The sequence below is a fragment of the Actinomyces oris genome (assembly GCF_001929375.1).
Taxonomy (GTDB): domain Bacteria; phylum Actinomycetota; class Actinomycetes; order Actinomycetales; family Actinomycetaceae; genus Actinomyces; species Actinomyces oris_B.
In genome coordinates, this window is sequence record NZ_MSGO01000006.1 from 17,192 (window position 1) to 30,722 (window position 13,531).

The 13,531-nt window shown below is 71.8% G+C and carries 15 protein-coding genes and 1 pseudogene; 14 read left to right on the top strand and 2 right to left on the bottom strand.

Annotated features, from left to right (window positions below; genetic code table 11):
* Together pstA and pstB are read left to right on the top strand one after the other, a co-directional pair.
* Entirely contained in the window at positions 1 to 1,224 is a 1,224-nt protein-coding gene (pstA, locus tag BKH32_RS01525) for a phosphate ABC transporter permease PstA (protein ID WP_178384525.1), read from the top strand.
* A gap of 71 nt (positions 1,225 to 1,295) precedes the next feature.
* Positions 1,296 to 2,075 carry a phosphate ABC transporter ATP-binding protein PstB gene (pstB, locus tag BKH32_RS01530; protein ID WP_003781705.1) on the top strand — a complete coding sequence of 260 codons (780 nt, stop codon included), beginning with the start codon at positions 1,296 to 1,298 and terminating at the stop codon, positions 2,073 to 2,075.
* A gap of 447 nt (positions 2,076 to 2,522) precedes the next feature.
* On the opposite strand, the gene BKH32_RS01535 is transcribed toward pstB, so the two are convergent.
* Positions 2,523 to 3,194: a winged helix-turn-helix domain-containing protein gene (locus tag BKH32_RS01535; RefSeq protein WP_075248310.1), complete on the bottom strand. Its 672-nt coding sequence runs from the start codon at positions 3,192 to 3,194 to the stop codon at positions 2,523 to 2,525.
* A gap of 207 nt (positions 3,195 to 3,401) precedes the next feature.
* On the opposite strand from BKH32_RS01535, the gene BKH32_RS01540 reads away from it, so the two are divergent.
* The 8 genes and pseudogenes from BKH32_RS01540 (at position 3,402) to BKH32_RS01575 (ending at position 9,800) form a co-directional block, all read left to right on the top strand.
* Entirely contained in the window at positions 3,402 to 4,538 is a 1,137-nt protein-coding gene (locus BKH32_RS01540; RefSeq protein WP_075248311.1) for a hypothetical protein, read from the top strand.
* 291 nt (positions 4,539 to 4,829) lie between these two features.
* Positions 4,830 to 5,579 (top strand): FABP family protein, encoded by a 750-nt coding sequence (locus BKH32_RS01545; RefSeq protein ID WP_075248312.1) that lies wholly within the window; start codon positions 4,830 to 4,832, stop codon positions 5,577 to 5,579.
* The gene (locus BKH32_RS01550) at positions 5,579 to 6,826 is read left to right on the top strand and encodes a YgfZ/GcvT domain-containing protein (RefSeq protein ID WP_075248313.1); all 1,248 of its coding nucleotides are present in this window, start codon (positions 5,579 to 5,581) and stop codon (positions 6,824 to 6,826) included. The genes BKH32_RS01545 and BKH32_RS01550 overlap by 1 nt, the downstream gene beginning before the upstream one ends.
* 232 nt (positions 6,827 to 7,058) lie before the next feature.
* The gene (locus BKH32_RS01555; RefSeq protein WP_075248367.1) at positions 7,059 to 7,448 is read left to right on the top strand and encodes a DUF2516 family protein; all 390 of its coding nucleotides are present in this window, start codon (positions 7,059 to 7,061) and stop codon (positions 7,446 to 7,448) included.
* Positions 7,448 to 7,876, top strand: a complete 429-nt coding sequence (gene dtd, locus BKH32_RS01560; protein WP_075248314.1) for a D-aminoacyl-tRNA deacylase — start codon at positions 7,448 to 7,450, stop codon at positions 7,874 to 7,876. Before BKH32_RS01555 ends, dtd begins: the two co-directional genes overlap by 1 nt.
* 223 nt (positions 7,877 to 8,099) lie before the next feature.
* The gene (locus tag BKH32_RS01565) at positions 8,100 to 8,924 is read left to right on the top strand and encodes an arginase family protein (protein WP_075248315.1); all 825 of its coding nucleotides are present in this window, start codon (positions 8,100 to 8,102) and stop codon (positions 8,922 to 8,924) included.
* 171 nt (positions 8,925 to 9,095) lie between these two features.
* Positions 9,096 to 9,254: pseudogene (locus BKH32_RS01570) on the top strand (D-aminoacyl-tRNA deacylase); the annotation flags it as partial.
* A 39-nt stretch (positions 9,255 to 9,293) separates the two neighbouring features.
* Positions 9,294 to 9,800 carry a DUF3995 domain-containing protein gene (locus BKH32_RS01575; RefSeq protein ID WP_075248317.1) on the top strand — a complete coding sequence of 169 codons (507 nt, stop codon included), beginning with the start codon at positions 9,294 to 9,296 and terminating at the stop codon, positions 9,798 to 9,800.
* Positions 9,801 to 10,100: 300 nt separating this feature from the next.
* Here the strand turns inward: BKH32_RS01575 and BKH32_RS01580 are convergent, their stop codons facing one another.
* On the bottom strand, positions 10,101 to 11,126 hold the full coding sequence (locus BKH32_RS01580; RefSeq protein WP_075248318.1) for a threonine ammonia-lyase: 1,026 nt from the start codon (positions 11,124 to 11,126) through the stop codon (positions 10,101 to 10,103).
* 81 nt (positions 11,127 to 11,207) lie between these two features.
* Here BKH32_RS01580 and BKH32_RS01585 point away from each other — a divergent pair, with 81 nt between their 5' ends.
* From BKH32_RS01585 to BKH32_RS01600, 4 genes are read left to right on the top strand one after another with little or no spacing between them, the layout of a single operon-like run.
* Positions 11,208 to 12,119: a LysR family transcriptional regulator gene (locus tag BKH32_RS01585; RefSeq protein ID WP_075248319.1), complete on the top strand. Its 912-nt coding sequence runs from the start codon at positions 11,208 to 11,210 to the stop codon at positions 12,117 to 12,119.
* A gap of 40 nt (positions 12,120 to 12,159) precedes the next feature.
* Complete coding sequence (locus tag BKH32_RS01590) at positions 12,160 to 12,465, top strand: hypothetical protein (RefSeq protein WP_256690374.1); 306 nt, start codon at positions 12,160 to 12,162, stop codon at positions 12,463 to 12,465.
* 52 nt (positions 12,466 to 12,517) lie between these two features.
* Positions 12,518 to 13,057 (top strand): LacI family DNA-binding transcriptional regulator, encoded by a 540-nt coding sequence (locus BKH32_RS01595; RefSeq protein WP_075248320.1) that lies wholly within the window; start codon positions 12,518 to 12,520, stop codon positions 13,055 to 13,057.
* Positions 12,943 to 13,509, top strand: a complete 567-nt coding sequence (locus tag BKH32_RS01600; protein WP_256690417.1) for a LacI family DNA-binding transcriptional regulator — start codon at positions 12,943 to 12,945, stop codon at positions 13,507 to 13,509. Before BKH32_RS01595 ends, BKH32_RS01600 begins: the two co-directional genes overlap by 115 nt.
* Positions 13,510 to 13,531 lie beyond the last annotated feature (22 nt).

Genomic DNA, 13,531 nt, shown 5'->3' on the forward strand with positions numbered 1-13,531 from the left:
ATGACGCCCACGAACACACCCGAGCCCACCGCCGGCGCCGCTCCCGACGGCGCGGTCCCCCGCCCCGACCCGGCCGCCGCTGCCGGTTCCGCAGGCGAGACCGGTGCCCCCGCGCCCAAGTCCCTCAAGGCCGCGCTCGCGGCCGCCGAGGCCCCGGCCGCCCCCGTCGACCCCCTGGCCGACCCGCCCACCATCGAGGGCGTGCCCCTGACCTCCTACCGCCTGCCCGACTGGTTCATCTGGGCCGCGCTGGGAGCCGCCTTCGTCGTCGTCGGCGGGATCGGCCTGCTGGCCGGGTGGAGCATCGCCGCCGTCGTCGCCCTGACCGCCCCGGTGTGGGTGGTGGGCGCCACTGCCGTCTCCTGGGTGCGCGAGGGCGAGCGCTGGGGCCGCAACACCCTGGTGACCCTCCTCATCTACCTGTCCTTCGCCGTCGTCATGGTGCCGCTGGTCTCCCTGGTGTGGATGGTCCTGTCGGGCGGCTCGGCCCGCTTCGGCTACGACTTCCTGACCACCAACATGCGCGGCGCCGACGCCTCCAACGGCGGCTTCTACCACGGCATCGTCGGCACCCTTCAGATCACTGGGATCGCCACCCTCATCTCGGTGCCCCTGGGACTGTTCACCGCCGTCTTCCTCGTGGAGTACAACGGCGGCTGGATCGCCCGGGTCATCACCTTCCTCGTCGACGTCATGACCGGCATCCCCTCGATCGTGGCCGGGCTGTTCGCCTACTCGATCTTCCTCATCGCGGCCGGCCCCCGCTACCAGGCCGGCATCATCGGGGCCGTCGCCTTGAGCGTCCTCATGACGCCGGTGGTCATTCGCGGCGTGGAGGAGATGCTCAAGCTCGTCCCCTCCCACCTGCGCGAGGCCTCCTACGCGCTGGGCGTGCCCAAGTGGCTCACCATCGTCAAGGTCGTGCTGCGCACCGCGGTGGCCGGCATCACCACCTCCGTCATGATCGCCATCGCCCGAGTCATCGGTGAGACCGCCCCGCTGCTCATCACCGTGGGCCTGACGATCCGCACCAACACCAACCCGCTGGACGGCTCCATGTCCACCCTGCCGGTACTCGTCTACGACCAGTACTCCCGCGGGGAGGCCGCCGCCATGGAGCGGGCCTGGGCCGGGGCGCTGACCCTCATCATCCTGGTCATGCTGCTCAACCTCGCGGCCCGCCTCATCTCCAAGTACTTCAGCCCCAAGGGCGGCCGGCGCTGAGCCGCGCCCGAGCCATCGCGCCCGCAGCGCCCCAGAGCCCTCCACCGTTCACCTCAGGTAAAGGAACCGACGTGTCCAAGCGCATCGACGTTATCGGCGAGAACATCTACTACGGCGACTTCCTGGCCGTGAAGGACGTCAACGTCGTCATCGAGCCCAAGTCCGTCACCGCCCTCATCGGCCCCTCCGGCTGCGGGAAGTCCACCTTCCTGCGCACCCTCAACCGCATGCACGAGACCATCCCCGGTGCCCGCGTCGAGGGCCAGGTCATCGTCGATGGCGTCAACCTCTATGGCCCCGGCGTCGATGCCGTCCAGGTGCGCCGCGCCATCGGCATGGTCTTCCAGCGGCCCAACCCGTTCCCCACCATGTCCATCGCCGAGAACGTCCTGGCCGGCGTGCGCCTCAACAACCGCCGCATCAAGAAGTCCGATGCCGACGACCTGGTGGAGGCCTCCCTGCGCGGAGCCAACCTGTGGGACGAGGTCAAGGACCGCCTGGACCGGCCGGGCCTGGGGCTCTCGGGCGGTCAGCAGCAGCGCCTGTGCATCGCCCGCGCCATCGCGGTCAAGCCCGCCGTCCTGCTCATGGACGAGCCCTGCTCCGCCCTGGACCCCATCTCCACGCTCGCCATCGAGGACCTCATCTCCGAGCTCAAGACGGACTACACGATCGTCATCGTCACCCACAACATGCAGCAGGCCTCGCGCGTGAGCGACATGACCGGGTTCTTCAACCTGGAGGCCACCGGCAAGCCGGGACACCTCGTCGAGTACGACTCCACCGACAAGATCTTCTCCGCTCCCAGCCAGCAGGCCACTGAGGACTACATCTCGGGCCGCTTCGGCTGAGGATCGAGGGGCCAGGTGTCACGAATGGCGACTTTTCAGGTCGCCTGAGGCCTGTCCGAGCGTCCCCTGATTCACGTCCCCGCAGGCCAGCGCGTGACACGTTGATCCGGGAGCTCTTACCGCGCAGGTAAAAGTCGCCCTGAGTGACACTTGTGGGTGCCTGGCGTGACGCGGCGGTGCGGTTACGAGGGGAGGCGGGCGACAGGCCGCTGGGGAGAGATGGGGACGTCGGGCCGGAGAGCGCCAGTCGGCGCGAATGCCGCTCGCGGCGGCTTGAGTTGGAGCCCGGGGCCCGTCACGGCCCGACGCCGCCCACGAGTCTACAGGTCCGGGCTCCGGGCCGCGGCGGTGTCCACCCAGTGAATCCACCCGGCGGTCAGGGAGACGTCTGGGCTGCTCCTGGCTGGGTCTGCCCGGGCCTTCTCAGGCTCCCCGGGGCCGGTGTGCTCAGGCGTCCTCGGGGGCGTCCAGGCGGTAGCCGACGTTGCGCACCGTGCCGATGAGGTTGTCGTGCTCGGTGCCCAGCTTGGCGCGCAGGCGACGGATGTGCACGTCCACCGTGCGTGAGCCGCCGATGTAGTCCTCGCCCCACACCTCGTGCAGGAGCGCGTCACGGGTCAGGACCCGCCCCCGGTTGGCGGCCAGGAACTTCAGCAGCTCGAACTCCTTGTAGGTCAGGTCCAGGATCGTGCCGCGCAGTCGGGCCGTGTAGGCGGTGACGTCAATGACGAGGTCACCCACGTCGATGCGGTCGTCGTCGGCCTCGTCCACGACCGGGACGTGGGCGCGCAGCAGCCGCAGCCGGGCCGACAGCTCGGCGGGCTTGGCGCCGGCCATGACGAAGTCGGCGGCGCCCCAGTCGATCTGCACTGCGGCGGCGCCGCCCTCCTCCACGATGAGGATGATGGGCGGGCAGTCCATGGGGCCGGTGAAGAGCTGGCACAGAGCGCGGGCACGGGTCAGGTCCCCGCGGGCGTCGATCATGACGACATCGGCGCTGTCCACCTCCGCGTAGGAGGAAGGCGTCGGGGGGAGGCACTCCACCGGGGAGTCGAGGAAGGCGGTCGCCGGCAGGACGTCAGTGGCGTCACTCTCACGAGTGAACATGATGATCCGCATGGCTGCTCCTTCCGTGGCTCGCGACCTGGAACCGCCGGCGCAGTCGAGCTGAGCAGCGGCGATACTATTGGGACAAGTCAACCACACCTGGTCGCAGGCGAAATCCCCAGGGGCAACGACTGTCCGGATAGTGGCCGTCCAGGGGGAGGCCGGAGCGGGGGCCGTGTGAGGTCACACTGGGCCCTGCGGCCGCCCGGGTGTGGGACGATGCGTGCTGTGACTACCCACCACCGACGAGCCCAACCGGCCGCGCGCGCCCGCGGAGCCTCTCGAGGCTCGCGCGATGACTCCCAAGCCGTAGCCGTTCCAACGGCCGCCGGTGGCGCGGCGGACTGGGCCAGCGTCATCGGCGTGGGCGACTCTCTCGCCTCGGCTGGGCCCGCCGGGTCGGAGCCCGCCGTGCGCTCGTCCGGCTCGGATACCCCCGGCGAGTCGGACGGTCCCTCCGATGCTCCGGCGGCGGCCCGCTCAGCGGACTCGGGGGATGACGTCGACCTCACCGAGGACCTGGGCTACGCCACCCGCCGCGCCTCCAACCGCCCCAAGGAGCCGGGCCTGGTGGACCCAGCCTGGACCCGGCTCGCCTTCGCGGGCGTGGTGCCGCTGCTGCTGGCGGTCGGCTCGGTCCTGCCCGGCTGGGTGAGGCTGGCCCTCGTGGCCGCCCTGGTGCCGGCCGCCGCGCAGGGCTGGCCCGCGCTCGTGCGCGCCCGGCACGACCTGGGCGGCACGATCGTCATGACGATCACTGGACTGTCGGCCGCCGTCAGCGTCTACCTCCTCGACGACATGGGGGTGGCCGGACTGGTCATGGCCTTCTCGATCCTGGCGGCCTTCGTCGGCCAGATGCTGCGGCGCGACGGCCGTCATAACCTGGTCGAGGACCTGTCCTCAACGGTGGCCGGCTGCCTCGTGGCGGTCTCCGGTTCGGCCTGGTGCGCTCTGGAACCGGGGCTGGCCGACCCGGCCATTGTCGTGCCCACCTGCCTGGCGCTGTTCGTCGGCGCCGTCCTGACCGTCCTCAACGTGCGTGCCCGGATGCTGGAGGCCCTCACCGTCACGGTACCCGCCGTGCTCGCCGGCGCTGCCGGCTACGTGCTGGCCTCGGCCGGCTTCTTCGGCCTGTCCCACATCAGTGCGACCGCGGCCCTGCAGAGCGCCGTGGCCTGCGTGGCCGTCGGCTTCGTGGCGGGGGTCCTCATGGCCTCGGGCAACCGCGTCTTGTGGACCCACCGGTGGGTGCCCGGCGGGCGGGCGGCGGTGGCCTCCGCGCTCGTGCCGATCCTGTCGGTCGGTGTGCCGGTCTACGCCATCGCCCGCCTCCTGGGCGGCTTCATCGCCGGCTGACCTGCCCCGCGAGGCCCCGAGCGCCGCGTCACGGCGGCCGGATGTCCAAATCGGTGACAAAGAGGCTCCGAAGCCCTGCGGTCAAGCGAAGAAACCGCGGAATCATGCGGTTTCATCTGGCGCGCTCAGTGCTCCTCACCGCCTTTGTCACTGATGTGGACACCACAGTGCCGATCCTGCCCGGATCTGCGGCTCCAGGATGCGCCGGACGCTCAGGGCGCCGGCGGCTCCGCCCGGCCGGGGCGGGCGGCGCGTGTGATGCGGCCCGGGGTGACGTCGTAGGCTGCGGGCATGGCATTCACGCTTCCTGACGACCTGGCCCCCGAGCTCTACCCGCTGGCCTGGCTGGCCGGCACCTGGCGCGGCTACGGCATCCTCACCTACGGCGAGACCGTGCCCGAGCAGGCCGTCTACCAGGAGATGACCTTCGACCACGACGGCGGCCCCTACCTGCGCCAGACCACCACCATCTGGACGGTCGACGCCACCCGCTCCAAGAACCTCGACTTCGAGATGCCCGGCCTCCAGGGCGCGTCCCTCCTGGCCCCCGCCCAGATCTGGTCCACCGAGACCACCTACTGGCGGCCCGTCGGCCAGGAGCAGCCCGACGGCGCCGAGACCACTGAGCCCGTCGAGGACGCCGCCGACACCAAGGGCTCCGGCGGTCCGCTCACCCCCGTCACCCGCCTCGAGCTCGTCTCGGCCGACCCCGCCGGCCACGTCGCCGTCTGGGAGGGCTGGATTCAGGGGCCGCGCGCCCAGGTCGGCACCCAGGCCGTGGGTCGGGCCCGCACCGCCGTCCCCGTGGAGGAGATGACCCGCATGTTCGGGCTCGTGGGCGGCGACCTCATGTGGACCCAGGACATGGCCGCCTTCGGTCAGAGCGAGGTGACTACCTACGCCTCGGGCCGCCTCGGCCGCGTCGACGACGTGAACGACCCCGCCGCCCAGCCCGGCTCCGCCCTCGACCCGGCTGAGCCGGCGGAGGAGCCCTCCGACTCCTCCGCGCCTGCCTCCGACGACGCCGAGCCGACCGCCTGATGCTCCCCTCCCCACTGCTGACCCGCCCCGGCGCCGTCGCCTCCGCCCCGGACGACCCCGACGAGGCAGTCCCCGCCCATCTCGGCGACCCCGGCCGCGAGCAGTCCGCCCTGGTGGAGGGGCGCGCGGCCTGCGCCCTGGCGCGCGACGTCGTCACCGTCACCGGGCCGGACCGCCTGAGCTGGCTGACCACGCTGTCCAGCCAGGTGCTCACCTCCCTGGAGCCCGGCGACGGCGGCGCGGAGACGCTGCTCCTCGACGCCCAGGGGCACATCACGCATGCGCTCGCGGCCCTCGACGACGGCCGCACGCTCTGGCTCGTCACGGAGGCCGGCCGCGGCGCGGCGCTGGCGGCCTTCCTGGACTCCATGCGCTTCATGCTGCGCGTCGAGGTGACCGAGCGGCTGGACGTCATGGCGCTGGGCGCCCTGGGGGAGGGGCTCGAGGCCCTGGCCCAGGCGGCGCGCGACACCGCGCCGGACGCCTCCGATCCACAGGCCGAGGCCGGCGACGCCGAGCCCCAGGACAACGCCGGGCCTCAGGGCTCACTCATCGGCCTGTGGCGCGACCCGTGGCCGGGCGTCGTCGAGGGCGGCACGAGCTACGACGTCGGAGCGGACCGGCCGCATCCCGGCCAGGGCTACCAGGGCGGCTTCGTCCTGGTGCCCGCTCGGAGCGTGGACGCCGTGGCGCGGGTCTTCCTCACTGCGGAGGAGGGTCGGCGCCTGGCCGGCGCCCTGGCCTGGGAGGCCTTGCGCATTGAGGCCGGCCGCCCCCGCTGGGCCCGCGAGGCCGACGCCCGCGCGATCCCCCACGAGCTGGACTGGCTGCGCACGGCCGTGCACCTGACGAAGGGCTGCTACCCGGGGCAGGAGACGATTGCGCGCACCCTCAACCTGGGCCGGCCTCCGCGCCGCCTCACCGTGCTCCAGCTCGACGGTCTCGTCGGCGACCTGCCCCGGCCGGGGGCGAGTGTGCGCATGGGGGAGCGGGCCGTGGGCGCCGTGACCTCCGTGGCGCGACACCACGAGCTCGGCCCCATCGCCCTGGCTCTGCTGCGCCGGGCCGTGCCCGCGGGTGAGCAGCTGACCGTGGAGATCACCGAGGTCGACGAGGCCACCGGTGAGACCGTCCCGGTCGGTCGGGTTGACGCCGCCCAGGAGGTGCTGGTCTCCCCCGAGGGGCGCGCCCAGGCCAGTCCCTCCGAGCGGCCCGGCGCCGAGCTGCGCAAGGGCCTGCGGCTCTGAGCGGTCCCGAGCTCGATTGGTTTCGGTTGTCCCGGGCCCGGGCCGGCTGCTATGGGGGTGGAGCCGGACGTCTGCCCGGTGATGGTCCGGGGGCTGTCACCCGCGGTGGCCAGTCGCTGTCGGCTCGAGGCTGATGGAACGGCTGACGGCCGCCACGTGAGGCCTCAGCTGTTCTCGCTGGGCGTGGCCGCCCGTCTGGGATCGGTGACCGGCGACCGGTAGCCTGGTGTGCGTGAGCGTCCTCAATGCTGTGTCATTCTTTCTCTCCGAGGCGGTCAGGTGGAGCTGGACCGCCGCCCAGGTTGTCTCTCTCGTCATGGGGATCTGGGCGCTGATCGACTCTCTGATGCGGCCGGCGGAGTACTACGCGGCGGCCGGCAAGAGCACCAAGCGGTTCTGGAACGTGGTTAACGCCGCGGGCACGGCGGTTGTCGGCCTGCTCGGGGCCGCCTCGATGTTGGGCCTGCTGGGCGTGGTGGCCAGCGCCGTCTACCTGGCGGATGTGCGCCCGGCGCTGCAGGCGCTGGCGCCGGTGCGGGTTCGCTCCTCGATCCGCATCCCGGGGCGGGCCTCCCAGCGTCGGCCGGGGCATGGCGGGCGCGGCAGGAGCGCTGGTCGCTGATGCGCGCGGTCATTCAGCGGGTCAACCGGGCGGCGGTCCGCGTCGACGGTGAGGTGGTCGGCGAGATCACCCGGCCCGGCCTCATGGTCCTCGTGGGCGCCACGCACGACGACGGCCCCACCCAGGTGGCCACCGTGGCCCGCAAGATCGCGGACCTGCGGCTCCTGGAGGGCGAGCTCTCGGTGACCGACGCCGGGGCGCCCGTGCTCGTCGTCTCCCAGTTCACCCTGTACGCCGACACCCGCAAGGGCCGGCGCCCCACCTGGAACAAGGCGGCCCCCGGCGAGGTGGCCGAGCCCCTGGTGGAGGCGGTGGTCGAGGACCTGCGCGGGCGCGGCCTGGAGGTGGCCACCGGACGCTTCGGCGCCGACATGAAGATTGACATGGAGGCCGACGGCCCGGTGACGATCTTGATCGAGGCTGAATAGGGCCTGTTGCGAAACTGGGGCGAGGTGACCGCGTGTTCATACCCTCTACCCTTGAACGCGCGCCCCAAGGTACGACCGCGACGTCGACGACCGGTGTACGGACATCGGCCCACAGTCGTGACGGGAGGCGGGGCCACGGCTCCTCCTCGGTGATTGAGGCACGACACCGCCGGTCCGTAGCGTTGCGGGTAACGTGAGACCCGCACAACGAGAGGAGCCGGAGATGAGCGCAGGGGCCAGAAGAGAGAGAGTTGTGGTCACCCACGTCGCCGGGAGGATCGGCGACCACAACGACCGAGCCATGGCGGCCTCGCCACGCCTGGCCGCCGCCCTGGCGCGGCGCTACGACGTCGAGCCCGTCGTCATCGGATCACCCCGCCCGGCGCTGAGCGTGGGTTGGCAGGTCGAGCTCGACGCCGCCCGCGACGAGCTGGAGGCGCTCGCGTCCCACTACGAGGTGCTGTGGGCCGGCTCTGCCGTGCCGGTGACTGCGTTGAGCCGCTGTGCCGGGGCGCTGGCGACCCTGCCCGTCGTCGCTGCCAACCGGCCCGACGCGCTCGTCGTGTGGTTCGACGCCCACGCCGACCTCAACTTCCCGGAGACCACGCCGAGCGGCTACCTCGGCGGTCTGGCCCTGTCCGGACCGTTGGGGCTGTGGGACTCCGGACTCGGCGCCGGGTTGGGCACGGACAACGTGGTCCTGGCCGGGGTGCGCGACATCGACCCGCCCGAGGCCGATCTCATCGAGGGGGCGGGCATCCCCCTCGTCGGCCCTGGAGAGGGCTTCGCTGAACGGCTCGGGCGGGTGGTGGACGGCAGGCCCGTCTACATCCACATCGACTGTGACGTGCTGGAGCCCGGTGTCGTGCCGACCGACTACCTCGTCGGCGGAGGCCTGAGCCTGGTCGAGCTGCGCCAGGCGGCCGAGGTCCTCGCCCGCGGCGAGGTCGTCGGCATCCAGATCGGCGAGCTCGAGACGGCCACTGGGGAGGAGGACCTCGCCCCGCTGCTAGACGCCCTGTCCCCCGTGCTCGACGCCGTCGGCTGAGCCGGGCCAGCCCTTGCAACCTGTCCCGCCCATGGACGGGGTGACTGCTGTGGGGCGACAATGAGACATGACCAAGCGTGCGGGTGCGCTCCTCGATCCGCATACCGGGACGGGCTTCGCAGCGTCGGCCGGGGCGCGGTGGCGGCCGAGGGCCGTGTGACTGGAATGGTCGCTGCGGCCCCCGGCGAGGTGGCTGAGCCCTTGGTGAAGGCGGTGGTCGAGGACCTGCGCGGGCGCGGCCTGGAGGTGGCCACCGGCCGCTTCGGCGCCGACATGAAGATTGACATGGAGACCGACGGCCCGGTGACGATCCTCATCGAGGCCGAGTAGGCCGACTAAGCTGAGGACGCCGCAGAAGGAGCCGCTGAGATGACGGGGCGCTCGCGGGTGATGGTCGTCGTCATGATGCTGTGGTGGGCCTTCTTCGGCTGCATCAGCGTGTCCTGGGCGCTGGGCTCCCCGTGGCTGGTCGACACGGTCCTTCAGGGTGAGGGGCTGCGGCTCGCCCAGGAGAGACCCACCTGGCTCGTTGCGGTCGTCCTCGTCTCCGGACTGGTGAAGCTGGGGTTCGTCGTCTTCGGCTTCGCCCTTCTGCGCCCGGACATCATCAGGGTGCCGCGCTGGATGCGCCTGGCCTTCGGCTGGGTCTCGGGAGCCCTGCTCATGGCCTATGGGCTGGTCGGTTCGGCGCAGGCGATCCCGAGGCTGCTGGCGGGGGAGCCGCTTTCACGATACGGCTGGTGGCGGCTGGTTCTGTGGATGCCTCACTTCTGGGTGGGCGGGATCCTGGTGCTGGCCGCGACGGTCGCCTACCTGCGCTGGAGCCGGCCCGTGGCGACCGGTCCTGCCGGGCACGTGGGCCCTGCTGGACGCTAACTCTCTGCGGTGAGTGTCCACAGCGCTGACATCAGGGCGCCGACGTCGCCGCCCCAGATTTCTCAGCCGCGTGATTCCGCGGTTCTCCGGATGGTGCAGGCCGCCGGGACCGCTTGATGTCAGCGCTGTGGACACTCGGGACGGAGGTAGGTCCCGGTCGGCGCCGCCGGGGCAGAGGAGAGGGCCGGGTGTGCGCCCCCGACTGCGCTTCCCGGCCCTCGCTCGAGTGTTACTCGGACGGTGTCCCGGGTTCAACGGGGAGTATTCCCCGACCGGCCATCAGGTATGGAGTGGCCGGCTTCAGCAGCTGAGGGTCGCATCGGTGCCGACGGCGGCTCCGGCGGAGATGCCGGCGAGCTCGTGGTCGTCGGCGTTGCCGCCGGTGCAGACGATCGCGCAGGGGCCCTGACGGGTGGGGTCGGCCATGAGGCCGGCCAGGCTCGCGGCCCCGGCGCCCTCGGCCAGGGTGTGGGCGTGGGTGGCCATGAGGCCGACGGCGTCCTGGATCGCGTCGTCGTCGACCAGGATGAAGTCGTCGAGGCCGCGGCCCAGCACCGACTGGGTGAGGGCGAAGCTCGCCCCGACGGCCAGACCCGCCACGCGCGTGCGGCTGTGGACGGTGGCCGGCTCCCCGGAGGTCCAGGCGCGGTGCGCGGCCGGCGCGGCGCTGGACTGGACGCCGATGACCCGGCACCCGGGGGCCAGGGCGTCGCGCACGAGGCAGGCGCCGGCGGCCCCGGAGCCCGAGCCGACCGGCGCGTAGACGGCATCCAGGCCCGGGTGGCGGCGGAAGAGCTCGAGGTAGACGGTGGCGTGCCCGAGCGCGATGGCCGGCTCGTCCCCGGGGGAGACCATGCGCATCCCCTCGGCCAGAGACAGGGCCTCGGCGTGGGCCAGCGAATCGCACATCGTCTCCCCCTCGACGACGACCCGGGCGCCCAGCGCGCGCACCGCGGCCACCTTGCGGGGCGGTGCGTCCACCGGGACGACGACGGTGACGGGGACCTCGCTGCGGGCGCCGGCCCAGGCCAGGGACTGGGCGTGGTTGCCGGTGGAGGCGGTCACGACGCCGCGGCGCCGCTCCTCGGGGTTGAGCGCCGCCATGAGCGCCACCCCGCCGCGGACCTTGAAGGCGCCGGTGGGTTGGACGTTCTCGTGCTTGACCACGACCTCCACCCCGGCCTCGGCGTTGAGCAGCGGGTAGGACCAGGCGGGAGTCTCGGGCAGGACGCGCGAGACGGCCTCGTAGGTGCGCAGGACGGCGTCGAAGTCGAGGCCGGACTGGGGGGTGGCGGGAGACTGGGGCAGGGTGTCGGTGACGGTCATGGCTTCATGATGCGGGCGGCCGGGGTATCGGTCCAATGAATGTTTTGACAGATACTCATCGATATCAGACATACTTGGTGTGTGATCGATGTGCAGCAGCTGCGGGCCCTCGTGGAGCTCTCCCGCCTCGGCACCGTCTCGGCCGCCGCCGAGTCCCTGGGGTTCAGCCAGTCCACCGTCTCCCACCAGCTCGCCGCCCTGTCGCGCGCGACCGGCGCGGTCCTGCTGACGCGGGCCGGACGCGGCGTGCGGCTCACCGAGGAGGGCCGGGCGCTGGCAGCCCGGGGCCAGGAGGTCCTCGACCTGCTGGACCGCACCGAGCGCGAGGTCGTCTCCATGGCCCGCGCCGAGGCGGGGCGCGTGCGCCTGGCCGCCTTCCCCTCCGCGGTGGCCTCCCTGGTGCCGGGGGTGCTCGACGTCGTCGGCCGGCAGTACCCGGGCCTGGAGGTCGAGCTCGTCGACGCCGAGCCGCCCGAGGCCCTCGACGCGCTGCGGCGCGGGCGGGTGGACGCGGCCCTGTCCTTCTCCTACGTCGACGACGACGCCGGTGAGGGCCTTCAGGCCGAGCAGCTGCTCGATGACGTCCTCTACCTCGTCACCCACCCCGGCGGCATCACGCGCATCGCCGACGGCGCCCAGTGCCGGTGGGTGACCGGCTGCGCGCGCTGCCGCGAGGAGCTCATCGCCGTGGGGCGGGCCAACGGCTTCACGCCCGAGACCGCCTACGCCTCCGACGACTACGTGGCCGTGCAGGCGCTCGTCGCCGCCGGGGTGGGGGCGGCCCTGCTGCCCGGGATGGCGCTGAGCGCCTACCGGCACGAGGGGGTCCAGGTGCGGCCCCTGGCCCGCGAGCAGCGGCGCGTCGAGGTGGTCACCCGCGCCGAGCAGCCCCGGCCGCTGGCCATCGACGTCCTGGTGGAGGCCTGCCAGGCGGTGGCCCACCGCACGAGCCTGCGCCGCCCCGCGGTCAAGGGCGCGGCAGCGACGCCCTGAATCACCCTCCCGAGCAGGACGGCAAAAGGCATTGATTGACGTGAGTAACGGTGCTAAAGCGGGCATGGGCAACATCATGCTCAACGGTCTCGGCATCGAGCTCTCCCCGAAGGACAACCCCGGCTACCTTCCGGGACTCAACGCCGGGGCCTTCAACCTGGGCGCCGGGATCTCCTTCGCGATCCTGTACGCGGTGAAGACCGCTGCGGGAGACGTGGGACGAGGAGCCTACGTGGCCACCATCATCGCCGGTGTGGTGCTGCTTGTATTGGCCTTCCTCGCTTCGCTGCTGATCCCCCGAGCGGCGGCCGACGGTGAGGCGCCGGTCGGGTCCACGGGCAGCTGAGAGCCCGGAGCGGCCGCGGTCGGCTCAGGGACTCGCCACGAGGTGGGAGACGATGGTTACTCAGAGGGATATTGCTCGCGAGCTGGGAGTGGCGGTGTCGACCGTCTCCAGGTCCCTGAGCGACGTGCCCGGAATCCCTGAGACGACCAAGGAGCGCGTCCGTCAGGCTGCTGAGCGGCTGGCGTACCGCAGGGATGCGCACGCCGCCTCCCTGCGGACCGGCCGCTCGGGGACGATCAGCCTCGTCGTCGGAGCCATCGACAATCCCTTCTTCGCTGAGCTGGCCCACCACGTGGAGACGCAGGCGAACCGTCTGGGGCTCCTGTTGATGATCGCCAATGGTCAGGAGGACCCGCAGGCTCAGGAGAGGGTGGCGCTGTCGATGCTCGAGCAGCGGGTCGACGGCATGATCCTGGTGCCGGTGGGGCCCCCACGAGCGGGTTGCAGGAGCTGGTGGCGCAGACCCCGACTGTCGCCGTGGACCGACTCCTGCCCGGGGCCGGCGTCGACTCGGTCCTGGTGGATCCCCGAGATGCCGTCCGCGAGCTGGCCGGGCACCTGCGCGATGCGGGCTACCAGCGTCCGGCCGTGATCTCAGGGCCGGACGCCACCAGTACGGGTGCCGGACGCGCTCGGGTGGTCGCCGAGGAGCTGGAGGCCGCCGGATGGTCCGGTTTCCCGGTACTGTCCTCGGCACATGACGCCTCGCAGTCTCAGGAGCGTGCGGAGTTCCTCCTCGCCGACTATCGGCCGGATGTCCTCATCTGCGGAGGCAACGTCATCACACTTGGTGCGCTGCGCGCGATGAAGCGGCTGGGGGTCGAAGTCGGTGCCGACGTCGGAGTGGCCACATTCGATGATCTTCCGTGGTTTGATCTGATGAGTCCGGCACTGACGTCCATATCGAATGACATTCCACGCATGGCGGCCGAGACGGTTCGGCTGCTGCTGCAGCGGATTGAGAACCCCGATGGGGCTGTCCAGAAGGTGGTTCACGAGGCCTCGCTCAGCCTGCGTGAGTCCACCCGCGGTCCTCGTCCGTGAATCGATGCCACATGAAAGGGAG